The 1,832-nt window shown below is 61.5% G+C and carries 2 protein-coding genes; both read right to left on the bottom strand.

Features of this window, described 5'->3' with window-relative positions; translation table 11 throughout:
* On the bottom strand, positions 1–1,003 hold a 1,003-nt coding region (locus AC1DT3_RS19805; RefSeq protein ID WP_477466925.1), incomplete at its 3' end, for a CAP domain-containing protein.
* A gap of 178 nt (positions 1,004–1,181) precedes the next feature.
* The coding region (locus tag AC1DT3_RS19800) for a hydrogen peroxide-inducible genes activator (protein ID WP_477466924.1) at positions 1,182–1,832 on the bottom strand (651 nt) is incomplete at its 5' end.

The raw sequence follows: 1,832 nt of genomic DNA, 5'->3' as shown, positions 1-1,832 counted from the left end.
TCTGGTCGCGGCCCCATCCGCCACGAAATTGGAACACGTCGGCGTGCGATCCGCCGGTGAGGACGTCATTGCCCGATCCGCCGAGGAGCGTGTCGCGGCCTGAATCGCCGTCGAGACGGTCGTTGCCCTGACTGCCTGAGAGAGAGTCGTTGCCGGTTCCGCCGAACATCCGGTCCGCACTCGCCATTCCGTTCAATTTGTCGGCGGCGCCCAGTCCTTTGATGAGGTCGGTCCCGTTGGTACCCTTCAGGTTGTCGGCGCCATTCGTGCCGACGATCACCTTTCCTGGTGTGATGGCGGGGTCGACGAGATCGAGTTTCTGGTTGCTGGCGCCGATCTTGACCGACTTCGTCACGCTCTTGATGTTGCTTCCGGAGAACGTCACTTGATAGGCGCCGGACGACAGGGGCAGGCTGTAGCCACCCGCGGTCATGGTCTTGGTGACGAACCGCGCACCCGATGCCGACACCGCCGTCACGGTGACACTGCCGAAACCTTCTCCGACATCGTACGCGCGGTCGCCGTCCTTGTCGTCGAACGCGACGCCCGTGAGCAGCGAGCCCGTGCCGCTGCGTGCGAAGTTCTGCGTGACGAACGCGCCGTCCCAGCCTTGATATTCGCCGGTGGCGAATCCGATGCCGATCTCGCGGTATGTGTTGTTGAGAAGGTTGGCGCGGTGGCCCGGGCTGTCCATCAGGTTGTAGTGCAGCAGTTGCACCTCGTCGGGATACCCGGAGGGTGGCCGTACGCTCGCCCAGGCGATGTTTTCCGCCGATGCCCACGACCCACTGAATTGATACCCGGCGGCCTGCATCCGGTCAGTGGGCGTCGAGCCGTTGGCCCCGGTATGCGAAAATGCGTCCGTGCCGATCATCCAAGCGCTGTGAGCATCCGCGGATTCATTGAGATCGCCGTTGAACGCGAGCGGCTGGGCGCCGGCTGCAGCGCGCGCCGTGTTGACGAGTTCGAGCATCAATTGCTCGTAAGACGTGGGTTGAGACATGCAGTCAATCCGTCAGTGAAATGTTCTGTGGGAGCAGATCGGGGGCAATCGCAGATTTGGGGTGAACGACAGCTAGGAAATTAAGATCAGTCCTGTCGCAAAATTCAATCGAAATTATGAAATTTCCGGGGCAAGCAGATACGCCGCGCCACCGGCCTCAACGGTGAGAGGTGACGCATCACGCCCGGGTGGCATTAAGCACCCCTGCCAGCGCTTGCGCATCGGCCTCTCGCGCCGAGGATCTGCGCCAGGCGAGACCAATGGTTCGCGTCGGTTCAGGATCGGCGAAGGGGAGAAGGCGGATGCGCCTATCATTGGCTTCCGTCCGCGCGGCCATCTCGGGAAGCAACGTCACGCCATAGCCGTTCGCGACCAGATGCATCACGGTGGATAGGCTCGAAGCGCCGAAGGTCGTATCGATCGTGGCGGATGATTGAGCACATACGCCGAGCGCCTGATCGCGAAGGCAATGGCCCTCTTCGAGCAGCAGCAACCGTTGTGACGCCAGGTCGGCGACGGAAATTCGATCTTTCGATTTTGATTTCGAGGAGGTCGCTTGTTGCGCGACCAGAAAGCGGTCCTTGAAGACGCTCAGCGTCGCGAGATCCGTATGGTCGACAGGAAGAGCGACGACGATCAGATCGAGATCGCCTCTCACCAATTCCTCGATCAGGCCCTTTGTTTGCGTTTCCCGCAACCGCAATTCGAGCGCGGGGTGGCGGACCTGCAGTTCCGGCAGCACCTTGGGCAACAGATAGGGAGCGATCGAGGGAATGATGCCGAGCTTGAGAAGCCCCGTCAGCGGCGGCTTCTTCAGACGCGCGAAGTC

The sequence above is a fragment of the Microvirga sp. P4_G7 genome (assembly GCF_056401005.1).
Note: the sequence above shows the minus strand (reverse complement) of the source record. Positions and strands in the feature narration are given on the sequence as shown.